At 48.8% G+C, this 20,186-nt stretch carries 16 protein-coding genes; 5 read left to right on the top strand and 11 right to left on the bottom strand.

What is annotated here, in order from left to right; all coding sequences use genetic code 11:
• Positions 1-138: 138 nt before the first annotated feature.
• The 3 genes from WCN91_RS03395 to WCN91_RS03385 form a co-directional block, all read right to left on the bottom strand.
• Positions 139-600, bottom strand: coding sequence for a hypothetical protein (locus WCN91_RS03395; RefSeq protein ID WP_342676280.1), 462 nt, complete (start codon positions 598-600; stop codon positions 139-141).
• A 5-nt stretch (positions 601-605) separates the two neighbouring features.
• Positions 606-941, bottom strand: a complete 336-nt coding sequence (locus tag WCN91_RS03390; protein ID WP_342676278.1) for a hypothetical protein — start codon at positions 939-941, stop codon at positions 606-608.
• Between the two features lie 164 nt (positions 942-1,105).
• Positions 1,106-1,630, bottom strand: a complete 525-nt coding sequence (locus tag WCN91_RS03385) for a hypothetical protein (RefSeq protein WP_342676276.1) — start codon at positions 1,628-1,630, stop codon at positions 1,106-1,108.
• A gap of 656 nt (positions 1,631-2,286) precedes the next feature.
• On the opposite strand from WCN91_RS03385, the gene asnB reads away from it, so the two are divergent.
• The 3 genes from asnB to WCN91_RS03370 all read left to right on the top strand — a co-directional run bounded on the left by asnB (position 2,287) and on the right by WCN91_RS03370 (position 8,107).
• Positions 2,287-3,960: an asparagine synthase B gene (gene asnB / locus WCN91_RS03380; protein WP_342676274.1), complete on the top strand. Its 1,674-nt coding sequence runs from the start codon at positions 2,287-2,289 to the stop codon at positions 3,958-3,960.
• 158 nt (positions 3,961-4,118) lie between these two features.
• Positions 4,119-6,284 carry a S46 family peptidase gene (locus WCN91_RS03375; protein ID WP_342676272.1) on the top strand — a complete coding sequence of 722 codons (2,166 nt, stop codon included), beginning with the start codon at positions 4,119-4,121 and terminating at the stop codon, positions 6,282-6,284.
• A 245-nt stretch (positions 6,285-6,529) separates the two neighbouring features.
• Positions 6,530-8,107 carry a BCCT family transporter gene (locus WCN91_RS03370; RefSeq protein WP_342676270.1) on the top strand — a complete coding sequence of 526 codons (1,578 nt, stop codon included), beginning with the start codon at positions 6,530-6,532 and terminating at the stop codon, positions 8,105-8,107.
• Positions 8,108-8,149: 42 nt separating this feature from the next.
• Here the strand turns inward: WCN91_RS03370 and WCN91_RS03365 are convergent, their stop codons facing one another.
• The 6 genes from WCN91_RS03365 to trhO all read right to left on the bottom strand — a co-directional run bounded on the left by WCN91_RS03365 (position 8,150) and on the right by trhO (position 16,709).
• A complete protein-coding gene (locus WCN91_RS03365) occupies positions 8,150-8,851 on the bottom strand; it encodes a 3'-5' exonuclease (protein WP_342676383.1) in 702 nt (233 codons plus the stop codon).
• Positions 8,852-8,853: 2 nt separating this feature from the next.
• Positions 8,854-10,749 (bottom strand): DUF294 nucleotidyltransferase-like domain-containing protein, encoded by a 1,896-nt coding sequence (locus WCN91_RS03360; RefSeq protein ID WP_342676268.1) that lies wholly within the window; start codon positions 10,747-10,749, stop codon positions 8,854-8,856.
• Positions 10,750-10,838: 89 nt separating this feature from the next.
• Positions 10,839-13,925, bottom strand: coding sequence for an efflux RND transporter permease subunit (locus WCN91_RS03355; RefSeq protein ID WP_342676267.1), 3,087 nt, complete (start codon positions 13,923-13,925; stop codon positions 10,839-10,841).
• A 3-nt stretch (positions 13,926-13,928) separates the two neighbouring features.
• Positions 13,929-14,942 (bottom strand): efflux RND transporter periplasmic adaptor subunit, encoded by a 1,014-nt coding sequence (locus tag WCN91_RS03350; RefSeq protein WP_342676265.1) that lies wholly within the window; start codon positions 14,940-14,942, stop codon positions 13,929-13,931.
• A gap of 322 nt (positions 14,943-15,264) precedes the next feature.
• Positions 15,265-15,594 carry a hypothetical protein gene (locus tag WCN91_RS03345; RefSeq protein WP_342676264.1) on the bottom strand — a complete coding sequence of 110 codons (330 nt, stop codon included), beginning with the start codon at positions 15,592-15,594 and terminating at the stop codon, positions 15,265-15,267.
• A gap of 128 nt (positions 15,595-15,722) precedes the next feature.
• A complete protein-coding gene (gene trhO, locus WCN91_RS03340; RefSeq protein WP_342676262.1) occupies positions 15,723-16,709 on the bottom strand; it encodes an oxygen-dependent tRNA uridine(34) hydroxylase TrhO in 987 nt (328 codons plus the stop codon).
• Positions 16,710-16,876: 167 nt separating this feature from the next.
• Here trhO and WCN91_RS03335 point away from each other — a divergent pair, with 167 nt between their 5' ends.
• The gene (locus WCN91_RS03335) at positions 16,877-18,226 is read left to right on the top strand and encodes a DEAD/DEAH box helicase (RefSeq protein ID WP_342676259.1); all 1,350 of its coding nucleotides are present in this window, start codon (positions 16,877-16,879) and stop codon (positions 18,224-18,226) included.
• 2 nt (positions 18,227-18,228) lie between these two features.
• The gene (locus WCN91_RS03330; protein ID WP_342676257.1) at positions 18,229-19,068 is read left to right on the top strand and encodes a CvfB family protein; all 840 of its coding nucleotides are present in this window, start codon (positions 18,229-18,231) and stop codon (positions 19,066-19,068) included.
• A gap of 12 nt (positions 19,069-19,080) precedes the next feature.
• On the opposite strand, the gene WCN91_RS03325 is transcribed toward WCN91_RS03330, so the two are convergent.
• On the bottom strand, positions 19,081-19,467 hold the full coding sequence (locus WCN91_RS03325; protein ID WP_342676255.1) for a hypothetical protein: 387 nt from the start codon (positions 19,465-19,467) through the stop codon (positions 19,081-19,083).
• A 1-nt stretch (position 19,468) separates the two neighbouring features.
• The gene (gene pyrF / locus WCN91_RS03320) at positions 19,469-20,176 is read right to left on the bottom strand and encodes an orotidine-5'-phosphate decarboxylase (protein WP_342676253.1); all 708 of its coding nucleotides are present in this window, start codon (positions 20,174-20,176) and stop codon (positions 19,469-19,471) included.
• Between the last annotated feature and the right edge of the window lie 10 nt (positions 20,177-20,186).

Raw genomic sequence — 20,186 nt, 5'->3', positions numbered from 1 at the left:
ATTTAGTTAGTCCAGCACAAGGCTCTTTATTCTCTATTTAATTAAACATTGCCGCAGCCAATTTCGGGCTTAACGCCGTGGTAAGCAGCACGAGCTTACAAGCGTACGGCGACCGATGGGAGTGGGTTTGATGGCCTTTTATGCGTTGACAACATCTGTTCTGACCTTGGTTTGGGTATAGTTTATTGGTGGATACTCACCGTGATTTTGAAAGTACCACCACAAGAATTGCCCTTCAGCACCAAGTAGGGTATCGCCAAATTTTCGATAATCACAAAAAGCGATTTCAATCGGTCCATAATTCTTTATTATCATGTCAAATTTAAGCTTATTCGCTTTCGACGTAGCATGCAGGTTTGCATGGCGAAAGTATCTAGTTTTGAAGCTTGTTTTTGTTTGGCCGATATAAAGAATCCTGCTCTGTCCATTGAGACGAGGCACTGGTTTTGAAGACAAGAAAAAGTAGATTATGTTTTTTTCTTGTGCAGCAGCTTGTGAGCCATAGACATTTTCAAAGGCCGACTTTGAAAGCTCGTTAATTTGACCCGGTAGACGATCAAATCCGAGTACCAGAGATGTCAACTCATGCTTTGTAATCATACTTACTACTTCGCACCAAGATGGGTTGAGCCGTCAGGCAACCATTCTATCTTTAAGCCACCATTACCAAAACGTACAACACCTTCTTTTTTCGGTAGTTCATTACACTGGGCTCGATACTCAATAAAATTATCAAGCAATTCGATCAGGTGCACTTTGAATCCTGACTCAGTTGCCTGTTCAAAAATATCGTCTTCAATCGTCCAACGAGTGCCGCTCAAGCGAGCTTCACTATCTTGTGCACAGAAAACCACTTCACCATATGCTTTCACAACCTCAGGATATTGCTTAGCAAGCATAACAAGGCGAGTAGATTCAAAGTCTTGAACAAAATTTGGCATATTTTTTCCTTTGGCTTGGTAGTCTTCCAGCTTGCCCCACCTGGGCTACAGGTTGGGCCGCAGAGCCGAATAACGCTTACCGTAAACGGCACAAAATAGCAGGCTAAAATTGGTGACGAAGAAGCACAAGCCTGCTGTTTTGTGTCCTTGGTTTAACGGCCTTGTTAGCTTTCATTTTTTGTAATGTCTATTAACTGCTTACGCCACTCTGATACTAAATTTGTGATTTTAGTATAACCATAGTCAGCCTCAATCAGTTGCTGCACATCATTAATTGGAAACTCTCCTGTTACAGAGAATGCCTCCAAAACTTTAGTTGTATAGTTATCAGGCCAATCATTACCCCACTCATCTCGGTGTTTGAAATAATTAGCGGCTGAATTAACTAAGTCTATCAAAGAGTAGTTTTGCGCGGTTATATTGTGAACTTTATATGCGGCCTGCTTAGTTATAGAGCCAAGTCCTAGGCTCTTTCTAATTTCATTAATATCTCTAAGGCTTCCGATCAAATAAGCTTGAGCTGCAACAAGTAAAGAACCATAAAGAACTTCTCCATACTCATTCATCCACAACCCATCAAAACCTGGCTCCTGCTGATTTCTTTCAAAGAGCTTTTCGATACCTTTATTGATTGTATCTTCTACATCCATCAAGGGGCCGATGCCGTAATCTGCTTCATAAATATTCACGGTGCCTCCTGAAAGCTAACATGTTTATAAAGAGCAAATTGCGCGTTTTTCTAGCACAGCTTTGCTCGTTTTTGTCCTTTCTCTATTGATAACAAATTCTTGCAGCCCTTACTAGGGTGGAACTCAAAGCTGGTAGCTTAAAATAGCAGTCCGACAAAAAGAAGCGATTGGGTCGTTATCTTGACTATACAGGCAACTCAACAACCACTCCTTCTGTAACTGTGTTTATATACAGCAACCTGTTAATCAAGATGAAAACACCTGCACCCTACTTAAATTACACCTTTGATTATCTGCTGACTCGGCGGTATTTATTGAGAACAATTATGCCGGAGTGTAATAAATTCCCCAGTTGTGAAGTGCGCCTTCTTATCCCGCCAAAAACTAGTTACATAAAACAATAATACTCTCGACTAGAGTTCGCACTTATTTAGTGCAAGCAAACGTCCACCAGCCTAATGAATATCAAGAGTACAGAGCCTAATAAGGCCGCTTTTGCCATATATTGACCAAGCGACACCCACCTTAGTGCATAAGGGTAAAACTTCGCCCTAATTTAGTGCATAAAAAATTCAAAAATAACCTTATCACGCACATGACTTGGTATATTTTTTCTGCTACAACAAAAGCTCGAGATAGGAATGAGGAAAGCCAATATGTGTTCAATTTTTGCGGTGCTCGATATCAAGTCCAGTATTGCGCAACTGCGCGAGCAGGCCATAGATATGTCGAAACTCTTGCGCCACCGCGGCCCGGACTGGTCCGGCGTTTATACCGGCGATAAGGCCATTTTAGTGCATGAGCGTTTGGCCATCGTTGGCGTACAAAGTGGTGCTCAGCCATTGTTTAATAAAGCAGGTAACCATGTGTTGGCGGTCAATGGCGAAATCTATAACCATCAGCAACTCGCCGATGCCCTGAGCATAGACTACGAATTTCAAACCCAGAGCGATTGTGAGGTGATCCTCGCCCTGTATGAAGAAAAAGGCAGTGCATTTCTCGATGAGCTCAACGGTATTTTTGCCTTTTGCCTGTACGATGAAGAAAAGGATAAATACCTGATTGGCCGAGACCACATTGGCATTATCCCCCTTTATACCGGCCGCGATGAATACGGCAATTTCTATGTGGCCAGTGAGCTCAAGGCGCTGACGCCAATATGTAACCACATTGAGGAATTCCCTCCCGGTCACTTCCTCGATAGCGAGGTGGGCGAATATCAGGGCTATTATCACAGAGACTGGCAAGAATTTTCCGCGGTTAAAGACAATGAGGCCGAGCCGGAAACCCTTAAACATGCACTGGAGGCTGCAGTAAAACGCCAGCTGATGTGCGATGTGCCTTATGGGGTTTTATTGTCGGGGGGCCTGGACTCTTCGCTTATCTCCGCCATTACCCAAAAATTTGCCGCCAAACGCATCGAGGATAACGATGCCAGCGATGCCTGGTGGCCAAAGTTGCACTCCTTTTCCATTGGCCTTGAAGGCTCACCGGATCTTATTGCCGCCGCCAAGGTCGCCGAGCACATAGGTACCATTCACCACCCTATTCACTTTACCGTGCAGCAAGGAATAGACGCCATTAAAGAGGTCATCTACCACCTGGAGACCTATGATGTCACCACGGTGCGCGCCTCTACCCCCATGTACCTGATGGCTCGTCATATTAAGGCTATGGGTATTAAAATGGTGCTCTCCGGCGAAGGCGCTGATGAACTCTTCGGCGGCTATTTGTATTTCCATAAGGCGCCCAATGCCAAGGAATTCCATGACGAATTAAACCGCAAGGTAGCCAAGCTGCATATGTTCGATTGCCTGCGCGCCAATAAATCCATGGCCGCCTGGGGCGTTGAGGCGCGAGTGCCGTTTCTAGACAAGGAATTTATCGACATCGCCATGCGCATTAACCCAGAGGCAAAAATGTGCAAGGACGGGCGCATCGAAAAGCACATTATACGTGAAGCCTTCGACGGCTATTTGCCGGACGAGGTACTGTGGCGACAAAAAGAGCAGTTCTCCGATGGCGTTGGCTATAACTGGATAGACTCACTTAAAGCCTATGTGGAGGAGCAGGTATCGGATCGGGATATGCAAAACGCCCACTTTAAATTCCCAATCAATACCCCGGATAGCAAAGAGGCGTATTTTTATCGCAATATCTTCGAGCAGCACTTCCCCGGCGGCGTTGCGACCTTGTGTGTGCCCCACGGTAAATCTGTGGCCTGCTCTACCCCACAAGCACTGGCCTGGGATGCGTCATTTCAAACCAATGCCGACCCATCCGGTCGCGCTGCCAGTATTCACCAATCTGCCTACTCGGCCCAGGGCTAAGCCTTACCTTGAGGGCGCGGCCAAGGCTGCCCCCACTTTCCTTTTTTGGGCTTAGATACTAAAGCGCCATCAGAAACATTTTGTAAACGCAAAAAGTTGCACCTAACCCTGTACTGCGCGACACTGCGTGGCGAAAATATAACAACTAGGATGGAACTATGCGTTTATCATTTATCGGCGCCGCGATTTTAGCGACGACCATCAACTCAGCTCTTGCCGACGAAGGCATGTGGCAACCGCATCAATTACCTCAGCTTGAGTCGGTATTAAAGGAAAAAGGCCTGGAAATCGACCCTAAAAACATTTCTAAGCTGACCGAATTCCCAATGAACGCTGTAATTAGCCTAGGTGGCTGTACGGCCTCTTTTGTCTCTCCTAAGGGCCTGGTTGTTACTAACCACCACTGTGCCTACGGCTCGATTCAATATAATTCGACGCCGGAGAATAATATTCTCCAAAATGGCTTCTTGGCGAAAACCTATGGCGAAGAGCTGCCAGCCTCTCCGGGCTCACGCGTGTATGTGACCGAAGAAGTAACCAATGTCACCGATAAGGTTAACGCCCATCTCAACGACTCTATGGATGGCAACGCGCGTTACAAGGCCATTGAGCAAGCACAAAAATCTCTAGTTGCTGAGTGTGAGCAAGGCGGTGGCTACCGCTGTAATGTGTATAGCTTCCACGGCGGTCTAGAGTATTACCTGATCAAGTCTTTGGAAATCCAGGACGTGCGTTTGGTTTACAACCCGGCACAGGGCATAGGTAAATACGGCGGCGATATTGATAACTGGATGTGGCCGCGTCATACCGGCGACTACTCTTTCTACCGTGCCTATGTGGGTAAAGACGGCAAGCCAGCGCCTTTTAGTGAAGACAATGTGCCCTTTAGCTCGGATTCATTCCTAAAGGTTAGCGCCAAAGGTGTTAAAGAAGGTGACTTCGTTATGGTTACCGGCTACCCGGGTCGCACCAACCGCTATCGCACCAATGCCGAGGTAGAGCATCAATTTACCGAGGTGTACCCTAAAGCCAAGGCGTACCGCGAACAGTCCATGGACATCATCAAGGCCACCGCCGAAGAAGGCTCAAAAGCCCGTATCGCCTATGAAAGCACGCTGGCGAGCCTTGCCAATTATGCAAAAAACTACGGCGGCATGGTTAACTCGTATCAAAAAACCGATATGCAAGAGCGCAAGGATAAGCTGGCGAGCGAGTTGGCAAGCTGGATCAATGCCGATAAAGCACGTAAAAAGCAATACGCTCACGTGCTTAAAGAGCTTGATAGCTTGATTGCCAAATCACAGGCCAGCAGCGAGCTGGATTTAATCCTGGGTTATTTAAACCGCAGCGCCATGATATCAACGGCAAGTCGCTTGTATCGTCTTGCTAATGAGCAACAGCTGCCGGATGCCGAGCGTGAACCTGGCTATCAAGAGCGTGATATGACCCGCTTCAAAGCCGGCATGACCAGCCTCTCGCGTCGCTATGACGATGCCGTAGATATGGCGCTAATGGCCCACTTTGTTGATCTTTATGCCCAGCTTGAGCCGCAACAACGTGTTGCTTCTCTGGATAAAGCGCTTGGCTTAGATAAGGGCTACAGCAAGGAAAAAATGGCTAAGACCTTAGCCGCCATGTATAAAAACACCGAGCTTAACGATGAGCAAGTACGTTTAGCCTGGATGGATAAGTCGGTTGCCGAGTTTAAACAAAGCGATGATGCCTTTATTAAACTGGCGGTTGCCACTTATGAGCAAATGCGTGAGCGTGAGCTAGAAGACAAGGCATTAAGCGGTGAGCTTAATAAAATTCGCCCACAATATATGGCCGCAATTATTGCTTACAACCAGGAGCAAGGCCTGCCTGTGTATGCCGATGCCAACAGCACATTACGTGTAACCTACGGCTCGGTAAAAGGCTACAGCCCAAGAGATGCCTTGACCTATACGCCGTTTACTAGCCTTGAAGGGATCACCGAGAAATTCACCGGTGTGGCACCTTTTGATGCGCCAGCAGCACAAATGGAGCAAATTACCGCCAAAAACTATGGCAGCTATGAAATGGCCAGCCTGGGCTCGGTTCCAGTTAACTTCCTAAGTACAGTAGATACCACAGGTGGCAACTCGGGCTCGCCAACGCTTAACGGTAATGCCGAGCTGGTGGGTTTATTGTTCGATGGTGTGAGTGAGAGCATTATTGGCGATTGGGACTATGATGCTAACCTAAACCGCTCTATTCATGTCGACAGCCGCTACATGCTGTGGGTTATGCGCCATGTTGATAAGGCCGACAACCTGCTCAAAGAAATGGTGATAGTGAAGTAAAACTAATTTCACTGCAAATTATTCTTTGTGAACAAAAGCGCCTTCTGGCGCTTTTTTATGCTTATTTTAAACAAAAAACACTTGATTTATGGCATTTATCGCGCTGGCAATTTACATTTATATTTTAATCCCTAAACTATTGTACATATGAAGGGGCCTAATTTAGTTAGTCTACAAATCATTGATTTGCGTGGACTCATTCAACTAGGCCTTAGCTCTAATGGTTTTAACAACTAGAGGTAGGCATGAGTGAACATCATGACAAATATAGTATAGAAAATACCGATTACACCGTAGGCCAGGATAACGTGCAAAAATGGGGGTTTGATGTTCATAACCCCGTTTTTGGTATTAGCGCGGGCCTTATCGCCATCTTTTTAGTGGCTATTCTGGTTACCGATCCTGCCACCGCCAAAAAGGCATTGGACGGCATTAAATGGGACATCATAGGTAATTTTGATGTGTTATTTATGTGGGCTGCCAACCTCTTTGTATTATTTTGTTTGGCGTTAATCGTCTCCCCTTACGGTAAAATTAAACTCGGTGGTGAGTCGGCAACCCCATCACACTCACGTATCTCCTGGCTGGCCATGCTCTTTGCTGCTGGCATGGGGATAGGCTTAATGTTCTGGGGTGTGGCCGAGCCTGTGGCTTATTTTACCGGCTGGTATGAGACGCCCTTAGGCGTTGAAGCCAACACCCCTGAGGCGGCTAAAACCGCCATGGGCGCTACCATGTTCCACTGGGGCCTGCACCCTTGGGCTATCTATGCAGTTGTCGCACTATCGTTGGCCTTTTTCTCCTATAACAAAGGCTTGCCGCTGTCGATACGCTCTATTTTCTACCCCATATTAGGCGACCGCGCCTGGGGTTGGCCCGGCCACATCATAGACATTCTTGCGGTACTGGCGACCCTGTTCGGCCTAGCAACCTCTTTAGGCTTAGGTGCGCAACAGGCTTCTGCCGGCTTTAACCATGTATTTGGTACCGATGGTGGTGTTGGTTTGCAAATTGGCGTAATTATTGGTGTTACTCTGCTGGCCATTATCTCGGTAGTACGCGGCATCGATGGCGGGGTTAAGGTATTAAGTAACGTTAATATGATAATTGCCTTTGCGCTCTTGTTATTTGTTGCTCTAGTTGGTTTTGCCGCCGCCATGGGCAATTTACCAAACACCCTGCTTGGCTATATTGAAAATATCATCCCGCTGAGCAACCCTCATGGCCGTGAGGATGAAACCTGGATGCATGGTTGGACCGTGTTCTATTGGGCCTGGTGGATTTCATGGTCGCCTTTTGTGGGTATGTTTATCGCTCGGGTTTCTAAGGGCCGCACGATTCGCGAATTCCTTATTGCCGTACTGCTTATCCCAACCCTAGTGACCGCGCTTTGGATGTCCATTTATGGCGGTATCGCCATAGATCAAGTAGCTTCGGGTGTGGGTTCGCTTGGTGAAAAAGGCCTCACCGAAGTGCCGCTGGCCATGTTCCAGATGTTTGAGCAGCTGCCTATGACTCAAGTACTCTCCTTTATCGCCATAGTCTTGGTTTTGGTGTTCTTTATCACCTCATCGGATTCGGGTTCCTTGGTTATTGACTCGATCACCGCCGGCGGCAAGGTCGATGCACCGGTACCGCAGCGTGTATTTTGGGCCACCATAGAAGGCGCGATTGCCGCAGCCCTGCTTTGGATTGGCGGTAAGGAAGCGATGGAAGCGCTGCAAGCTGGCGCAGTTTCCACAGGCCTGCCCTTCACCATAGTGCTGTTGCTTATGTGTGTGAGCTTGATTTTAGGCCTGCGCACCGAGCCCAGAAGCTCCTAGCACAGGCTCCACTCAAAGATAACGCCGCAATTGCGGCGTTTTTTACATCCACAGCTGATTTAGCTGGGTGTCACTGCGATAATGATAGCGCAACTGGGCTTGCAATAATTCGGCGGTGGCCAAAGCGTCTGTCATGGCATTATGCACCCCATAGGCTGGAAGGTTATAGCGAGCACGACAATCCGATAAGCGCAATGAGCCTATTTTCTCACCCAGCAAGCGGCCGATAAAGCCGCGTCTGGCTTGTAGGGCTCTGCGTTCAATTTCCATGGTATCGATAATCGCAAATTCAATGCTTTCATTGATACGTCTGAGCAGGCTGTTAGCCAAAAATGGCCGCTCTATGGCATGGTAATGCACCACCACTACCTTAGCTGCTATAGCCGCTAACAAGGGTTCAAGTACCTTGCTTAAATCCGGTGCATCTTCGACTTCCGAATGAGTAATGCCATGAATAACAATGGATTGCTCCGCCAAATTGCGTTTGGGTTGCACCAACCAGTGACGAGCCTGCCGGCAATAAATGCGATGCCAAGTAAAGGGCACCAAACCAATGCTGACAATTTCATCGCCGGCGCTGTCGAGCCCGGTGGTTTCAAAGTCCAGAGCCACAAACTGCGTCTCGCCCAGGGGTTGCTCACCGCTCGCTATGCCGGCTCGATAAAATTGCTGCAACTGGGGATGTTGAGCTGTATTGGCCAGCTGCTGGTAGCGTGCTGGCCAGTCGATAAGGTGATCTGACAACACTAGCTCAACCCATTACCAGTTTGATAACGGAACTTCAAAAAGCTTTGTGCCTTTTCTAAGATGGCAAAGGCTTCTTTTAAATTACGCTGCTCAAATGGCGACAACAAATTAGGATCCAAACTGTTATCCGGGCTTTCACCGTGCTCGATTTGCCAGGCCTGGTGGCGAATGCGGGTCATGGCAATGTACTCAAGGGCATCACGAAGATCCTGGGCTTTACCCGGTGGCAATAGCTTGGCATCGATAATGTCTTCCAGTCGTTCAAACGAGTTTTGCTTACGAGAGCCTACCGCCAGCGCATGCACGCGAATAACATCCGATAATGGCGCCGTACCGCGACGTTTTAGGTTCATGGAATGCTTGTGCTCGCCGTCGTGCTCCAATACAAAGCCCTTAAAAAAGCCCAGCGGCGGCGTACGGTTACGGGCATTGGCCGCCAGGTTTGCCAAGAATTTACGATTGGCCCGTCCTTCCTTGGCAATATAAGATTTAAGCTCTTCCGCCCACTTAGTTTTACCCCACACGCCATCCAAATCGAAAAAGATTGAACTGTGCAACAGGGCTTGCGGTTTGGGCTCGGCAATCCAGGATGCAAATTGCTCACGCCACTGACTGCGGGTAAGACGCCATTTTTTAAAGGACGCCATGATCTCGCCATCGCAATAGGTATAGCCACAAGCGGCCAAACCATCACAGACAAAATCTGACAGCGCCTGAAAATACGCGTCATGCTCCTGCTCGTTAAAGCTATCGTCAAGAATAATGGCGTTATCCTGATCCGTGACTATAAGTTGCTCGTCTCGGGCCATAGAGCCCAGGGCGATAAAACAGTAAGGCACCGGCGGCGGCCCCAGCTTTTCCTCTGCCAAGGCCAGCAGTCGCTGTTTAAAGGTGCGACCGATCACCGCCATCGCAGTGCCTATCATATGAGAATTAGCATCTTCATTGACCATGCGCACAAAGACATTGGGCAGTTGCTTGGCAAAATGAGTGAGATCGTCCACCGTTTGCTGGGCAAGAATCCCACGCACCAACAGCAGGCTGCTTTGCGACTCGTAACGCAAAATATCCGATAAGGAGATCACCCCTATGGGCTTGCGCTTATGCAATATAGGCAAGTGATGAACATTGTCCCTGAGCATGGCCAGCACCGCCTCAAACACATAATCATTGGCATCGAGTAAGGTAAGATTAGTGGACATCACCTCATGGGCAGGCGTAGCCAGACTTTTCCCCAGCGCCACCACCTGAGAGCGAATATCCCTGTCTGTGATAATCCCCACCACCTGACCGTCGTCTTCTTCCGGGTCATCGCTGATCGGCTTGTTGGGATCGGTAACCAAGACGCTGGAGATATGCTCATCGCTCATGAGCAGAGCCACCTCCTGAATGCTGCTGTCTACCGCCACGGTCACAACATCCCGGTGTAACAAGGCCTTAACCTTAGCGGTGGTTAAATCATTGCTGTCGGCTTGTTCGACTATGGCCTGGTGCAAACGTACATTGCCATCGGCCTCAAAGTAGTCGGCAAACACCTCGAATTTATCGCAGTATTCGGTAAATAGTTCCACATCAATGCAATAAACCAGGGTGTCTTCTATGGCGGTCACAGGAAAACGCACCTTGCGATTCATCAGCAGTCCCATCTGCCCAAAAATACCGCCACTGTCCATACGGTTGTAAAGCTCACCACTGCGCCGGTAGGATTCCACCGCGCCGGAGCGAATAACATAGAGGTCGGCAATATCGTCGCCATAGTGAAGAATATCCGTACCGGCACGGAAATAAGCGACTTCGACTTGTTGCGCAAGATGGGCTAAGGCATCTTCGGGGAGCTCGTCAAAGGGTGAATGACTAGTGAGAAATTGCGCTATCTCAAGCTGCTCTGCCTGCATAATGCATCCTTTAATCTGCGGCTAATAGGCTGAAGCTTAATATAAATCGCGCTAAAAAAAAATGTCCGCGATATTCGCGGACATTCTCATTAGGTGGCTTGTTCAAGCTCGGCGGCGAGTTGTTTACTCTCATCCGCCCTTGGCTTGGTAAAGCGTGCAAGGCCTAAATACACCACAGGGGTGAGGAACAAGGTAAAGAGTACCGCTAAGGCCAAGCCACCGAAAACAACCCAACCGATGGCGCTACGGGCTTCTGCGCCAGCACCGGTAGAGAGAATTAATGGCAAGGCTCCGAGCAAGGTCGAAACCAAGGTCATGGTTATTGGGCGCAGGCGCACAAGAGCTGCATGCTCTACCGCTTCACGCACTTGATAGCCTTTATCTCTAAGCTGATCGGCAAATTCCACCAACAAGATGGCATTTTTGGCGATAAGGCCAATCAACATTACCAGACCGATTTGCGAGAAAATATTAAGAGAGGTGCCGGTAAGATACAGGGCCAAAATAGCCGAGCTAATACCAAAGGGCACTGTGATCATCACCACCACGGCGCTATTGACGCTCTCAAACTGAGCCGCCAACACCAAAAGCACTATTACAAAAGCCAACACATAGGTCAGCACCACCTCATTGGCGGTTTCCTCAAAGGTAAGCGCTTCACCTTTAAAGGCCAGAGTTACGCTGCTAGGCAAGGTGTTTTCACCAAGATCACGGAGTTGCTCGACCAAGTCACTCATGGCCATATCCGCTGGCAATTGCATATCCACTTCGATGGCGCGGCGCTGGGCATGGCGGCCTAACTCCGCTGCCACACCTTCTTCACTTATGGTGGCCACTGAACTCAGCGGCACCAGTTGACCATTGCCACTGCCTACATAGAGGTTGGCCAGATCGCTTGGTGAATTTATGGTGCGGTTTTGTGCCTGCAACATAATAGGAATAGATTGGTCGCCAACGTTTAAGTCCGCCACATCGTCGCCGTTAATGGCGGCACGCAGGGTTACGGCGATATCGCTTAGCTCCACACCTAACTCCTGAGCGCGGCGGCGGTCGATATTCACTCTAAGCTGCGGCTGCGATGGCTGATAAGAAATACGTACCGGCGCAACCTCAGGAATGGCCTGCTCTACTGCCTTGACATAATCCTGGGCTGCAGCATAGATAAGCTCGTAGTCTTGACCTAACAAGGCTAACTCAACGCCACCACCTTGGCCACGTAAGTTCAAGCTGTTTGAGCCAAATGCCCGCGCCGGAGCGCCAGGGATATCGCCCAAGGGAGCGCGCAACTTGTTGATAATTTCCTGCTGGCTCAAATGGCGCTCATCCCAATGCTTTAGCGGCACGGTAATAAAGGCAATATTCGGATCCCATTGCCCCACTACGGTATAGATGGACTCGATTTCACCACTTTGTACATAAGGCAGCAGCACGTCTTCCATCTGCTTGGCTTGACGGTCCATAAAGTTCAGGCCAACGCCATCCGGGCCTCGGGCAAAGATACGTATTTTCCCCCTGTCCTCAGACGGTAGCAGTTCATTATCAAGCTGCAGATATAAGGCACCTGAACCGGCGGCGATAAGTAAGGAAACAGCAAAGGTCGCCCAGGCATGATCTAATACCTTACGAATGCACCACTGATAAGCCCCCGCCAGTCGGTTACCCAATTTAGCAAAAGGATGACGACCACCGGATTTTGGCTTTAATTTTGAGGTTAAGGCTGGAACCAAAGACAAGGCAACAAAGCTGGAGATGATCACCGCCCCGGCCAGCACACCACCGAATTCACGGAATAAGCGCCCGGCGGTAGAAGGTAAAAAGGCGATAGGCACAAACACGGCGGCCAAAACAGCCGTAGTGGCGACTACGGCAAAGAACACTTCCCGCGTACCTATTACTGCCGCAGCGCGGCGGCCAAGGCCCATGCTGCGCTGACGCTGGATGTTTTCACTTACAACTATGGCATCATCAACAATCAAGCCTGTGGCCAGTACCAGCGCCAGCAGGGTAAGAATATTGATGGAAAAGCCCAGCGCCCAAATAAGCGCAAGTGAGCCGATAAGCGCCACCGGAATGGCAAAAGCCGGTACCAGGGTCGCACGCCATGAGCCGATAAAGACCCATAGTGTGATCACCACCAGCACTATCGTCAGCACCAGGGAGTTAAGCACCTCATCCACCGAGCTGCGAATAAACTGGGCATCGTCCGAAGTCAGGGTAAATTCCATTTGCGGGAAACGCTCACGCATGCGCTCAAGTAATAGGAGAACTTCATCGGAAATTTCTATGGTATTGGACTGAGCCTGGCGAATAACTTCCATGCCGATCACCGGCTTGCCGTCTAAACGCACCATGGAGCGCGGATCAGCAGGGCCAAAATAAACGGCGGCAATATCGGCAATACGGGTATCGCCACGAACGATAATATCCCCTACCTGCTCGGCACTGACTGAGGTGGCATCGGCACGTACGATAAGCTGTTGGTCATCAGATTTTAAGCTGCCCGCGGGCACATCAAAAGGTGCCTGGCGCAGCGCAGCGGCTACATCCGGGATAGTAAGGTTAAAGCTGCTTAGTTTTAAGGGGTCAATGCGCACCCGCATCACCCGTTCACGGTCGCCGTTAAGGCGCACGTCGGCAACGCCGGGTATGGTTAAAAACTGCGGTGCTAAGTCGGTTTCCACTCGTTCGGTCAGCGCTTCTAAAGGTAGGGTTTCGCTGCTTACCGTCAGTGATACCACAGCTTCGGCATCATTATCGGCCTTGATAATGGACACCCGCTCTACCTCTTCTGGTAGCTCCCTTTGCACTCGCGATACTGACTCTCGGGTTTCATTAGCGGCATCGTCAAGATTGATACCGGGGCGAAACTCAACACTGATACGGGCACTGCCCTCTTCACTTTGGGCGCGAATGGACTTAACCCCACTGACGCGGGCCACGGCGCCCTCAAGTTTACTGGTCACTTCTGTGTCTACGGTTTCCGGCGAGCCACCTGGGAATGAGGCAGATACGGTAATGCGTGGACGGTCAACATCCGGCAATTCCCGCACCTCAACACCGGCAATAGCAGCGATACCGGCAATGATGATCAGCAGGTTTAACACCACTATCAGCACAGGGCGGCGTATCGCCATTGAAGGCAAGTCTTGAATTTGCGTATTAATTTGCTCGCTCATGGCTTAATTCCTATCCGCCAGCTGGGTCTGCTCAAACTTGACGCTTTGATTGGCGCGTAAACGCTGCACACCTTCAACTATCAGTAGCTCACCTTCATCCAAAGCGCCGCTGACTAAAAGACGGCCAGAAAGACGCTGGGCAATTTTCACATCCACTCGAGTGGCGACATTATCCACGCTTTTCCATACATAAGGACCGGTTGCGCCCCAAAGTAGCGCCGCTTCAGGCACCACGGCATAGGATTCACCCTGCATACTTAAACGCACACGAAAGCTCATACCGGGAATATAAAGCGCGTCGGAATTAGTTATCTGAGCTTTAACCCTAAGGGTGCGCGAGTCAGCATCGATACGTGAGTCGAGCTGGGCGATTTTCGCGGTAATAGCCTCTTGTTGCTGCCAAGGCTGTACGCTCACTTCAGCGCCGGCTCTGAGCATGGTCAGGGCCGCCTCTGGAGCATTAAAATTGATATACAAGGAAGTGATGTCATCTATACTGGCAATGGCAGTTTGCGCGCTGATGCGATCCCCCACCTCTACATCGGTTAGCCCCATCACGCCGGCAAAAGGTGCCCGTACTTGACGGTCTTCAAGCTCGGCTTGGGCCTTAGTCAGCTCGACTTTGGCAAGATCCCGTGCCGTTAACGCATTATCTCTGTCACTTTTAGGAATAGCGCCCTTGGCAAAGCTGTTTTGCAAGCGCTCCAAAGTGCGCTCAGCATCGGCCAAACGAATTTTGGCCTCTTCCAATGCCGCGCGCTGCAAGCGTGAGTCCAGCTCAAGTAAAAGCGCTCCAGACTCAACTTCTTGTCCCGGCGTAAAATGAACCGCCGTGACCCTGTCGCCCACGGCCGGATACAAGACTACTGAATGTATGGCCTCGGCACTACCAACCGCCTGAACCTCTTGCTGTGAACGCTCTAAGCTCACGTTTTCCACCACTACCTTGGTGGCATTAGCATGCGCCGTCGTAGTGATTATTAAACTACAAATAATTGCACTAAAAAGCTGTCGCAAACTGCACCTTCCTTTTTGTTATATACCGACTTATGTCGGCTATTAGGGTAATTATCCTGTGACACCAGTGTAACAGCCGTTCAGCCCAAAGCTTGCTCTTGCAAGCCCAATGCCCCATCCGATGCGACTAATTACGTTAATGCGTTACAAAATGTCCTGTTAACATAAATTAAATCACAACTCTTCGGCCTTGAAAGCCGCCTTTGCATATCTTTACTTTCGCTGAACAGCGCTATTGCAATTGGGAGGGAAAGCGTATTTTCACGCGCGATGGGGAAAAGAGTATTAAAAAAGGGGTCACAGACCCCCTGTTAGCTAACAGTTACATTCTTTTAATAAGCAACACCCCATCGACGACCATCTGATATTGGCCATCTATCTCTTGCGGGGCTTGAGTCACCGCGAAGCGGGTATTGAAAAATCCAAAGCCAACGATAAAGTCATCACCTTCAAACTCTTGAATTGAGGCATTGATGGACTTAGAAGTGTTGCCATCTTGCCTTACATAGGAAACCGCACCATCCGGGTGTATATAGAGTTCCATGTTCACACCTTGCCAATAACCTATATAGTCTACCCGCTCTCTTGGGATGGGTTTTGAGCAGCCGCACAAGGTCAATACCAAGCACATAATTAACAGCGATTTTTTCATAACGTTAGTCCCTTATTGAGAATTCCATTAAAGCGGTGTTTTGCCGCTCCTATTATTTCGCATCTGCGCTTAAGACACAAAAAAAGGAAGCCATAATGACTTCCTTTTTAAAGAGTTACGAACAACAACTACTTATTCGCGGCACGTTGTTGATCTTTAAACTGCTGCTTTAGCTCTTTGCGCTTATGCAGCATTTCTTGCGCTTCATGACCAATGTGGCCTTCGCCGCGGTCTTTGGCCAGCTCGATTTGCTTTTGACGCTCGGCAAAACGGGCGCGCTGCTCATCGCTAACATTTTCATGGCAGTGGTGGCAAGAAACGCCCTGCATATATTCCGGCTTTTGCTTATCATCTTCGGTGATAGGCATGCGACAGGCATGACATTGGTCATACTGGCCTTTTTTCAGGTCGTGATCCACGGCAACGCGGTTATCAAATACAAAACACTCACCCTGCCACATGGTTTCTTCTTTTGGCACTTCTTCTAGGTACTTTAGGATACCGCCTTCAAGGTGATACACCTCTTCAAAACCCTGCTCTTTCATATAGGCAGTGGACTTTTCACAACGGATACCACCGGTACAGAACATGGCTACTTTTTTATGCTTTTTCGGGTCAAGGTTTTGCTCGGCCCAGGCCGGGAACTCACGGAAAGTCTTGGTCTTAGGGTCAACCGCGTTTTCAAAGGTGCCGATTTCGATTTCATAATCGTTACGGGTATCAACCAAGACCACATCAGGGTCGCTGATTAATGCGTTCCAGTCTTTCGGCTTCACATAAGTACCCACCACTTCACGGGGGTCAATGCCTTCAACGCCCATGGTCACGATTTCTTTTTTCAGCTTAACCTTGGTGCGGTAGAAAGGACATTCATCATCAAAAGATTCTTTAGAAACGATATTGTCCAGGTTCGGTTGCTTATCCAGCCAGGCCAGTAAGGCATCGATACCCTCGCGTTTACCCGCGACCGTGCCGTTAATACCTTCATTAGCAAGCAATAATGTACCGCGTACATCATTGGCCAGCATCACATCAAGAAGAGGTTGACGAATTTGTTCAAAATTAGGAAGCGCTACAAACTTATAAAGCGCACACACGACGTATGGTTGTGACATTAATATACCTATTTATTTGCTTTTAATTCTACCGAATCGTAAATCCGGCGCATTAGGGAGGCGTATTTTACCCATAATGGCCGAAAACGCAAAATTAGCTGCCAGAGGGCCGTTGCAATACGTTATAATAGCGCTGTATTAACTGTATTTTTTGTTGGAGAGTGAATTTGCAATTCAGTGATTTGGGTATCGATACGCGCCTGTGTGCACAAATAACGCACCAGGGCATTACCACACCTACCGATATTCAAGCCCAAGCTATTCCCTTGGCGTTGGCCGGGTACGACTTATTTGCGCAATCAAAAACCGGCTCGGGCAAGACCCTGGCGTTTTTGTTGCCTGCGGTACAAAGGGTGATGAAGCAAAAGGCCTTATCGAAGCGCGACCCACGGGTGTTGATCGTGACACCAACCCGTGAACTTGCGACCCAAGTCTATACCCAACTGCGTTTGCTGATTGCCGGCACCGCGCTGAGCGCCTTAAAAGTGCTTGGCGGTGAGAACTATAACGATCAGGTTAAAGCCCTGCGCAAAGACCCGCATTTTGTCGTTGGTACTCCGGGGCGTATTGCCGATCACCTCGAAGACTGTTCTTTACACTTGGCCGGTCTGGAAATGCTGATTTTCGATGAAGCGGATCGAATTCTTGATTTAGGCTTTAGCGAGCAGGTCGAACTCATCAATAAAAGCGCCGACCACAGATTGCGCCAAAGCCTGCTGTTTTCAGCCACTTTGGAACACGCCCAAGTAGGCGCCCTATCACGTAACTTATTGAAAAATCCCAAGGGTGTAAGCATCAGCGCCGCCACCGATGAGCATGGTGATATCTCTCAGCGTCTGTATTTAGCGGATCATCTCGACCATAAAGAAGCCTTACTTGACCATCTGCTTGCCAATGAAGAAGGCTTAGGTCAGTGCATTATCTTTACCGCCACCCGCGAAGATACTCAGCGCCTGTGTAGCAAAATCGGCGAGCAAGGCCTAAAGGCCGTTGCCCTTGAAGGCACCATGGCGCAAAACAAGCGTCTGGATATTATGGATAGTTTCAGCCGCGGCCTTTACCAGGTGCTTATTACCACAGATGTGGCCTCGCGCGGTCTGGATCTTTTAAATGTGACTCATGTTATTAATTTCGATTTACCGAAAAACGCCGAAGAATACATCCACCGCATAGGTCGTACCGGTCGTGCCGGGTTTAAAGGCTCTGCCATTTCCCTGGTCGGCCCAAAAGACTGGCAAAGCTATTTGGCCATTAACCAGTTTATGCGCCGCCCGCTGCCTTTTAGTGAAATCCAAGGTCTGGTAGGTAAATTTAAAGGCTTTACCCAGCCTAAGCCTAAGACCGACAAGCCTAAAAAAGCAGATAAAACGGCAGCACAAGTTAGTAAATCAGCAAAAGCTAAATCACGTAAGGGCCCTGCAGCTAAGGTAAGAAAACCCATTGCCGCGCCATTTGACCCTAATGCCATGGGCTCAATAAAGCGCAAGCCAAAACCGATAGCGGATGAGGAAGAATAAGAATGAGCAGTTTAGGTCAATGGCAAACCCTGTTTGTTGATGAAGTAGCCGGCGAAGGCCTGTATTTACATAGCCCTGAGTTGGGTGAAGTGTTTTTACCTGCAGAGCAGGCCCCGGATGAGATTGAGCGCGGCGATAGCTTAAGCGTATTTGTTTACCTAGATAGCATGGGTCACCCAACGGCGACCCGCACTAAACCAAGAGCCCAGGTGGGTGATTTTGCCCTGCTCCAGGTAAAACAGGTGAATAATATTGGCGCCTTTTTGGATTGGGGTCTGGAAAAAGATCTCCTAGTGCCCTTTAACGAGCAAAAGCCACGTATGCAACCGGAGCGCAGCTACCTGGTAAAACTTTACCTGGATAACGCCTCAAAGCGAATTTGCGCATCGAGCAATCTTAACAAGTTTGTTGGTCGGGCCAAGCCGGATTATAAAAGCGGTGATCAAGTTGAGATCATAGTGGCGGCGAAAACCGACCTTGGTTTTAAGGTGATAGTCGATGAGCTGCACTGGGGTCTTATTTTCCACAACCGTGTGCACCGTAACCTGTTTGTAGGCCAGCGCATGAATGCCTATGTGCAGCAGTGCCGTGAAGATGGCAAAGTTGATATCCTGCTCGAAGCACCCGGGATGGCTAAAATCGATCCTATAAAGCAGCAGATCCTTGATGCATTAAATACTAAAGGCGGTATCTTACCTCTGGGCGATAAGTCCACGCCCGAGGCAATTAAACGTCAGTTTGGCACCTCAAAAGCCAACTTTAAAAAGGCCATAGGTGGCTTGTTTAAAGACGGGCTGATTGATATCGAAGCCACGCAGATTAAACTAAAAACGCGACCTTAAAGTCGCGTTTTCTTATTTAATAGGCTGATAGCGTAAATCTTCATAAGGCAAGGCACAGCGTACATAACGCTTAGCATAATCAAGCACTTCATCTCTCTCCGCTATGCTTAGAGGTGCCAGGCGAAAAACCTGTTCGTTACACTCGGCTTGCTTTATATCATGAAGCTGCTCACAATCACTCACCGAGCGCTCGCTTTCAAGCAACATGGTGGAGTTGCTATCGCAAATAGCATACACATGTTTTTTCAATGCGTCTTTCAAGGCAAAAAGGTCAACCTCACCCTGCCTCGCCTCAGAGAGAACTTTATTCAGCGCTGAGGCATTCGTTTGCGACCTTGTGTGCTCTAAGTAATAATATCCAGCCGCCACCAGGGCTGCGATAAACACTATATATTTCACCTTAGTCTCCTAGACTCTCATTGATGGCTTTCAATACGGCAACCGGATCTTCTGCCTGGGTAATTGGACGCCCTATTACTAGGTAATCACTGCCGCTATCAATCGCCTGTTTTGGCGTCATAATACGTTTTTGGTCGCCCGCATCACTGCCTGCCGGTCGAATGCCCGGCGTTACCAGTTTAAAGTCGGCGCCCAGGTGTTGCTTAAGTACCTGTGCTTCTTGTGCCGAGCACACCACACCATCAAGGCCGGCCTGCTTGGTTAGCTCTGCTAAATACAATACTTGCTCTTGCGGTTTTTTTTCAATACCTAATTGTTTTAATTGCATTTCATCCATACTGGTAAGCACGGTAACGGCAATTAACAAAGGTGCTTTATCACCATAAGGGGCGAGGATCTCCTTGGCCTTTTGCATCATTTCCACACCACCGCTGGCATGCACGTTAACCATCCATACACCCAGATCGGCAGCCGCTTTTACTGCTTTAGCAACTGTATTAGGAATATCGTGAAATTTTAAATCCAGGAATACATCGAAGCCCAACTCTACCAATTGCTTTACAAATTCCGGACCGAAATGAGTGAACATTTCCTTGCCAACTTTAAGGCGGCAGCTATCCGGAGATAGTTGTTGTACAAATGCCAATGCCTTGGCTTTATTATCGTAATCTAAAGCGATAAGAACTTTTTTAGAGTCAACAGCGTTCATGTTTTTCCTG

The organism is Pseudoalteromonas qingdaonensis (genome assembly GCF_038739665.1).
Lineage (GTDB): Bacteria > Pseudomonadota > Gammaproteobacteria > Enterobacterales > Alteromonadaceae > Pseudoalteromonas > Pseudoalteromonas qingdaonensis.
This window is presented reverse-complemented; position numbering and strand designations above follow the sequence as displayed.